This is a genomic window from Caldisericum sp., from assembly GCA_022759145.1.
In the GTDB taxonomy this organism is placed as follows: Bacteria; Caldisericota; Caldisericia; order Caldisericales; family Caldisericaceae; genus Caldisericum.
Genome location: JAEMPV010000099.1, coordinates 1 through 6,047 on the forward strand (window position 1 = coordinate 1; position 6,047 = coordinate 6,047).

7 protein-coding genes are annotated in these 6,047 nt (G+C 38.3%); 1 reads left to right on the top strand and 6 read right to left on the bottom strand.

Annotated elements, in window-relative coordinates; all coding sequences use genetic code 11:
* Positions 1–84: 84 nt before the first annotated feature.
* From JHC30_06190 to JHC30_06215, 6 genes are all read right to left on the bottom strand, one after another.
* Positions 85–819, bottom strand: coding sequence for an amino acid ABC transporter ATP-binding protein (locus tag JHC30_06190; protein MCI4463741.1), 735 nt, complete (start codon positions 817–819; stop codon positions 85–87).
* The gene (locus JHC30_06195) at positions 812–1,468 is read right to left on the bottom strand and encodes an amino acid ABC transporter permease (protein ID MCI4463742.1); all 657 of its coding nucleotides are present in this window, start codon (positions 1,466–1,468) and stop codon (positions 812–814) included. Before JHC30_06195 ends, JHC30_06190 begins: the two co-directional genes overlap by 8 nt.
* Positions 1,469–1,480: 12 nt before the next feature.
* Entirely contained in the window at positions 1,481–2,497 is a 1,017-nt protein-coding gene (locus tag JHC30_06200; protein ID MCI4463743.1) for a transporter substrate-binding domain-containing protein, read from the bottom strand.
* A 283-nt stretch (positions 2,498–2,780) separates the two neighbouring features.
* Positions 2,781–3,416: a phosphatase PAP2 family protein gene (locus tag JHC30_06205; protein ID MCI4463744.1), complete on the bottom strand. Its 636-nt coding sequence runs from the start codon at positions 3,414–3,416 to the stop codon at positions 2,781–2,783.
* Positions 3,413–4,255 carry a DegV family protein gene (locus JHC30_06210; GenBank protein MCI4463745.1) on the bottom strand — a complete coding sequence of 281 codons (843 nt, stop codon included), beginning with the start codon at positions 4,253–4,255 and terminating at the stop codon, positions 3,413–3,415. The genes JHC30_06205 and JHC30_06210 overlap by 4 nt, the downstream gene beginning before the upstream one ends.
* On the bottom strand, positions 4,252–4,620 hold the full coding sequence (locus JHC30_06215; GenBank protein MCI4463746.1) for a DUF952 domain-containing protein: 369 nt from the start codon (positions 4,618–4,620) through the stop codon (positions 4,252–4,254). The genes JHC30_06210 and JHC30_06215 overlap by 4 nt, the downstream gene beginning before the upstream one ends.
* 145 nt (positions 4,621–4,765) lie before the next feature.
* On the opposite strand from JHC30_06215, the gene JHC30_06220 reads away from it, so the two are divergent.
* Entirely contained in the window at positions 4,766–5,944 is a 1,179-nt protein-coding gene (locus JHC30_06220) for a glycerol-3-phosphate acyltransferase (protein ID MCI4463747.1), read from the top strand.
* The last annotated feature ends 103 nt before the right edge of the window (positions 5,945–6,047 follow it).

Consider the following 6,047-nt stretch of genomic DNA (forward strand, 5'->3'; position numbering starts at 1 on the left):
TAGTTTCTTTAAATGTAAGATTTTAGTATCTTACAAGCAACCCCAAAAATCCCTCAATCCAAAATAGTTTCTTTGTTTTCGAAATTAAACAGAATATACGCTCAGCACGCTCTTAAGGAATCTTCTTGCTCTTTCAGTTTGAGGATTTTCAAAAAATTCAGTTGGGTGCCCTTCTTCAACTATTCGTCCATCTGCCATAAAAACAACTCTGTCTGCAACCTCTTTTGCAAAACTGATTTCGTGGGTAACAACAACCATAGTCATTCCGTTTTCTGCAATCTCTTTCATAACATCCAGTACTTCCTGTATCATTTCGATGTCAAGCGCAGAGGTTGGTTCATCGAAGAGCATCAATTTTGGCTGCATCGCAAGTGCCCTTGCTATTGCAACGCGCTGTTTTTCTCCACCTGAAAGTTCCTTTGGATAGTGGTTGAGCCTATGACCAAGCCCAACTTTTTTAAGATAATCTATAGCGATGTCTCTTGCAAGATTCTTATCCATCTTCTTTACTACAACCGGCCCAAGCATAACATTTTGAAGGGCAGTAAGGTGCGGGAAGAGGTTAAAGTGCTGGAAAACCATTCCTATTTCCTCTCTCAGTTTGTTTAAGTTCGTCTTTTGGGTAATAAGGGTTCCTTCATAGTAGATTTCGCCAGAAGAAGGCAGTTCGAGTGCGTTAAGGCATCTTAGGAATGTGCTTTTGCCTGCTCCTGAGGGCCCTACAATTACGACCTTTTCACCTTTTCTCACTTCGAAATTCACATTCTCAAAAACCTTTACATTTCCAAATCTCTTTGTCAAATTTACCGTCTTAATCACCTTTCACAAACCTCCTTTCGAGATTTTGAGATAATCTTGTTAAAGGAATAGTTAACAAGAGATAAATTATTCCTGCTGCAAGATATGGTGTAAGCACATTTGCAGTTGCTGCAGAAATTTGTTTTGACTTGTATGTTAGTTCTGCAATGCCAGTAATCATAACAAGCGAAGTATCTTTTAATAGAGCTACTATTTCATTTGTGATTGGTGGAATAACCCTTCTTATTGTTTGAGGAAGAATCACATATTTCATAGTTTGATAATAATTCATACCGAGGGAGTTTGCCGCTTCAAACTGCCCAAAAGAAATAGATTCAATTCCAGCTCTGAATATTTCGGATATGTAGGCAGCCGAATTAAAGGAAAGAGCAACTACACCTGAAGTGAACGCATCGAGTTTGAGACCAAAGCCTGGAAAAACATAATAAACAACGAGTATCTGTAATAATAAAGGCGTTCCTCTTAAGACATCCACGTAAATTGAAGAGAGCCCCCTTAAAAGAGGGCTCTTTGAAATCCTGAATAGGGCAACTATAAGACCAAACACTATTCCGAAAACCATTGCAAGCAATGTTAAACCAATGGTTGTCTTCAGTCCTTCAAGGAGAAAAGGCAATGTTTGTATAAAAAGGTCAAACCTGAATTGCATAACACGTGCCTCCTATGGAATGGACTTTGGCTCTACACCAAACCACTTCTTGTAAAGGGCAGCGTATTCCCCATCTGCCTTTATTTCCCTTAAAGCATTGTTTATTGCGTCTCTTAGTTCAGGCTCATCTTTTCTAAAGGCTATACCATACTGCTCTGTTGTAAAGAGGTCTCCTACAAGCTTTATTTTTGGGTGTGTTTTTGCGTAGTACTGCGATACTGGCAAATCGTTAATTACTGCATCAATTCTCCCATTTTCAAGGTCGGATAGCGCAAGCTGGATATCAGGATAGCTTCTTATAGTTACTCCTTTAATTTTTTTAGCCGCCTCTTCTCCTGTTGTTCCTGTTTGCACACCTACAGTTTTACCGTTCAGGTCTTCTGGCTTTGTTATGGAATTATTGCTCGCTTGTACTGCAATAATTTGACCTGAGTTATAGTATGGGTCTGAGAAATCAACTTCCTTTTTTCTTTCTTCTGTTATTGTCATTGCAGATATTATTGCATCAAATTTTCCAGTTTGAAGTGCTGGTATAATCCCCGAGAAGTCTGCCGTTACAATCTGTGCTTTCACTCCAATTTTACTTGCAAGAAGGTTTGCAAGATCAACATCAAATCCAACTGCATTACCTGTTTGCGGGTCAATCCATTCAAATGGAGCATAAGTCGTATCAGAACCGAAAACAATTACACCTGCCCTTTTTACCCGTGCAAGCGAGTTTAAAGTTAAGGTAATTTCTTTTGATACACCAGACCTTCCAACATTAATGTTCTCTTCGTAAGGAGATGCTCCGTCGAGTGTTACTTTTAATACATAATTCCCCTCTTTTACATTGTTGAAAGCAAATTTTCCGTTTGAGTCCGTGGTAGTTGTAAGGTCGTTCAGGTAAACGGTTACCCCTGAAAGCGCTTGACCACTCTGGTCTTTTACAACGCCTGTAACCTCTCCTGAACTTGCACAACCAGTTGCTGTTGCTAAAACTACCACTAACACAAGTACAACTACAGCCATTTTTACTAATCCCTTCATTTTTTCCTCCTATAAATTAAAATTAGCCGGCTTTGCGCCGGCTTTTATAAAAAACAATATAAATAAATATCAGCCCGCCGGCGCTCTTGTGCGGGTATGTTTTTTAGCATGTTTTCTTGTTGCCAAAACTAAAATAATGTTTTCCATATTTGCCTCTTAATTTGTTGTGAATTTTAGTTAGGTTTTGAAAAATGTCAATAGAGCTCTTATTATAAACCTTTACGGTTAATTGATATTGAAGCCTTGATTATTCAGGCTTAAAGAGGGTAAAATTAATTTTTCTTTATGAAACCTCTTGAAGATGAAAGAGTTTGTAAAAAATAAGGAATATGCCTATTGCAAGTGGTGCACCAATAATATCTGCAATAACATGCTGCTTTAAAAATTGCGTTGAAAGTATTATTAAAATTGCCCAGATGGACATAATGTATGCAACTACCCTGTATTTTTTCTTCGTGAACCACACTGATGCTGTAAGTGCAGATGTCCCGCAGTGCAAACTCGGGAAACAGTTATATGGGTTGTCGCTTCTATAGAGTTCTATTACCTTGTTAACAAAGTAATTTGAGCCAGGCTCAAGGGTTGGTCGTGGCACATATGTTTGGAAGACAACATAAACGAAATTACTAACAAGAAATAGCGAAATCATCGAAAGCGCAAAAGGGGTAAAAATGCGTGGGTGGAAAATGAAAAAGAAAAGAAGCGTTATATAGATAACAGTCTCAAGTGAATTGTATATGAGGATGAATTGCGGTATAAAGGGCACAATTTTATCGAGAGGAGTTACAAGGATATGCACCGAGCTTGTTGCATGGTTCGTAAGATCGTATATTTTGGATGTGTAATAGATTAGCACTGCAAGGACTGTGTTAATAAGATACAATTTGTAATTCTTCTTTAAAAATTCTATGACTTTCATTTTTCCCTCCCAAGAATTCCCACGCCGAGCCACTCTGGCCCTGCGTAATTCCCAATTGCACAACCCACCTGTATGAGGTCTCCCAAAACTCCAAAGCTTTCTTTTATGCTCTTTGCAAACTCTTCTGCTTCGTCTCTATTGAGTCCATACATAATTGCAACTTTCTCGATTCCATGTTCGTAGTACTCTTTACTTACGAATTTCTTAAGGTATTCTTTTGCCTTGCTAAAACTTCTAAAAACGCTTTCTAATTTTATAACGCCATTTGTAAAAGAGAACACCGGCTTCACGCTTAGGAAGCTTCCGATATTTGCGATTTCCTTTCTAATCCTTCCGCTTGCTCCTAAGTACCTAATTTCGCTTAAGGCAAACCTATCTTTGAGGCGTTCGACTACCTTGCTTGTTTCGTTATAGACAGTTTCGAAGTCAAGCCCCTTTTCTATGAGACTTATTGCATGTTCTGCAAGGTATCTTATTGCGTAAATGGAAGAGCGTGAATCAATTATTTTTATCGCATTTGTTTTGAGCGTTTCTATTGCAAGGCGTGCAGAATTTATAGTCCCGCTTACTTTTTCTGAAATGTGGATGGAAATTACTGAGTCTCCCTTCTCTATAATTGGTTTATATACGCTTATGAAATCGTCAACTGATGGTTGCGATGTTTTGGGGAACTCATCTGCATTTTTGAGGAAATTATAAAATTCCTCAATAGATATGTCCTCCCCCTCTTTAAAGTCACGCCCTTTGTAAAAAATCCTTATTGGGACGACTTTGATGTCGAATTTTTCTATAAACTCTTTTTCAAGATACGCCGTTGAATCAACAACAATCTTTGTCATATTGCCTCCTTGTTCAAAATGCTTGCAATTTCTTTTATCTCATCTGGTAAAGTGAAGTTACCATTAGAATCCGGCTCAAAAGGAAAAGTCTTAATTACTGCATCCAAGTTTAACTTCCCGTAGATGTGCGGGTAATCCTGCAAACCGCCACATTCAAATTTAATCTCTGCTTTTACTTTCGAAGAATCGATACAAAGCAAAACCAAACCTTTTTCATTTCTGAAATTGGTATTTGCAATGTCAATTATTTGCTCAGGTAACGAACAGTGAATGAACTCGTCAGATTTTAAACTTCCGGTTTCGTATTCTCCTTTAACCAATGCCTCTTTCCAATCGCCTGCTTTTGCTATATGCAGAATTAACAATGTAAACCTCCTATTTTTCATTTAACACTTTATACAAAATTGTAATGCATTTTTAAAAAATACAAGCGTTTTTTTGAGCGCATTTTTGAAAAAGTGCTGTAAAATAAGGTATAAGAAAGTAATTGCAATTTTTGGAGGAGCGCCTATGGAGATATTTTTGAAAACGGTTTTACCGATTGTTATTGGCTATCTTCTTGGAAGTTTTCTTCCTGCGTATTTTGTTGGAAGGTTAAAAGGAAGAGATGTAACTAAAGAAGGCTCAAAAAATCCAGGGATTGCAAATACTGCCGCTCTTTTTGGTTATGGCTACGCAGTAATAGTGGGCATATACGACATTTTTAAATCTCCACTTGCAATTTTCATCGCAATAAAACTTGGTGCAACGCTTCCTGTTGCATTTGCATCGGGCTTTGCTTCTGTTATCGGGCATATTGCGCCTTTCTACCTCAAGTTTAAAGGTGGACGTGGAATGGCTGCTTCAATCGGTATTATGGGTTATGCGCTTGCACTTCTTCTTTTAAAGGACTTGAGGTTTGTCTATATCTTCATTCCGATTCTTTTGATTATTGCACTTTTCTTTTTTATGCGAAACAAGTGGCACACCGCCGATACCATTACCCTTTTTATTTTACCACTGTTCATAATTTCTGTGATACTCTATTACGGCATCAATACCGAAAGTGTTTCATTCCTTATTGCAGGGCTCTATAGCGTTGCGCAGAGGCTTGAATTCCTTTTGAGAGAAAAGTTTAAGAATGCCGACAACAATATTCGTAAACTTCTTGTAAGAAAGTGGTTAAGGCCGTTTGCCTCAATCTTTGCAATAGGCATTCTCTTCTACAAGATTTACACCCTTGTTCTCCTTGGGGCAGTTCTTCTTGCCTTTATTATCCTTGAGATTATGCGATTTTCTAATAGAATTTTTAAAGCTCCAATAGCCTACAAAGCAAGCGAAGAAAAGCGTATTTCCTCTATGGTAATGTTTTTGCTTGGGGCATTTATGACGCTCTCTTTCTTTGAGCCTCCAATTGGCTCTCTTGCAATAATGTTTACGATCTTTGGCGATCTCCTTGCCTGGAGCGTTGGTGTAAGTATCGGAAAAATCCACATATTTGCAGGGAAGACTCTTGAAGGGACGGCTGCAGCGCTTTTAGCAAACACCCTAATTGCCTCAATTTATTACAAACTCGGACTTGTGAGCCTTGCAGTTTTTATAACCGGTGCACTTGTTGCAACACTTGCGGAACTTGCGCCGTTTGAGGATGACAACTTCTCCGTGCCCCTTCTAAGTGCGATTACAATGAGCCTTGTTAAAAATCTTTAATCGTCCTCAAAAAACCTTTTGTTGTTTTTGTCTATAAAGCCATCTTTCCCTTTGAAGCCTATGTGTGCAATCCCGTTTTCAAATTGCGAAGCAAAATCATATT

Bases quoted from the DNA above. Each gene is read 5' to 3' on its own strand.
- JHC30_06195 (MCI4463742.1), bottom strand. From the start codon at position 1,468: ATGCAATTCAGGTTTGACCTTTTTATACAAACATTGCCTTTTCTCCTT.
- JHC30_06200 (MCI4463743.1), bottom strand. From the start codon at position 2,497: ATGAAGGGATTAGTAAAAATGGCTGTAGTTGTACTTGTGTTAGTGGTA.
- JHC30_06205 (MCI4463744.1), bottom strand. From the start codon at position 3,416: ATGAAAGTCATAGAATTTTTAAAGAAGAATTACAAATTGTATCTTATT.
- JHC30_06210 (MCI4463745.1), bottom strand. From the start codon at position 4,255: ATGACAAAGATTGTTGTTGATTCAACGGCGTATCTTGAAAAAGAGTTT.
- JHC30_06220 (MCI4463747.1), top strand. From the start codon at position 4,766: ATGGAGATATTTTTGAAAACGGTTTTACCGATTGTTATTGGCTATCTT.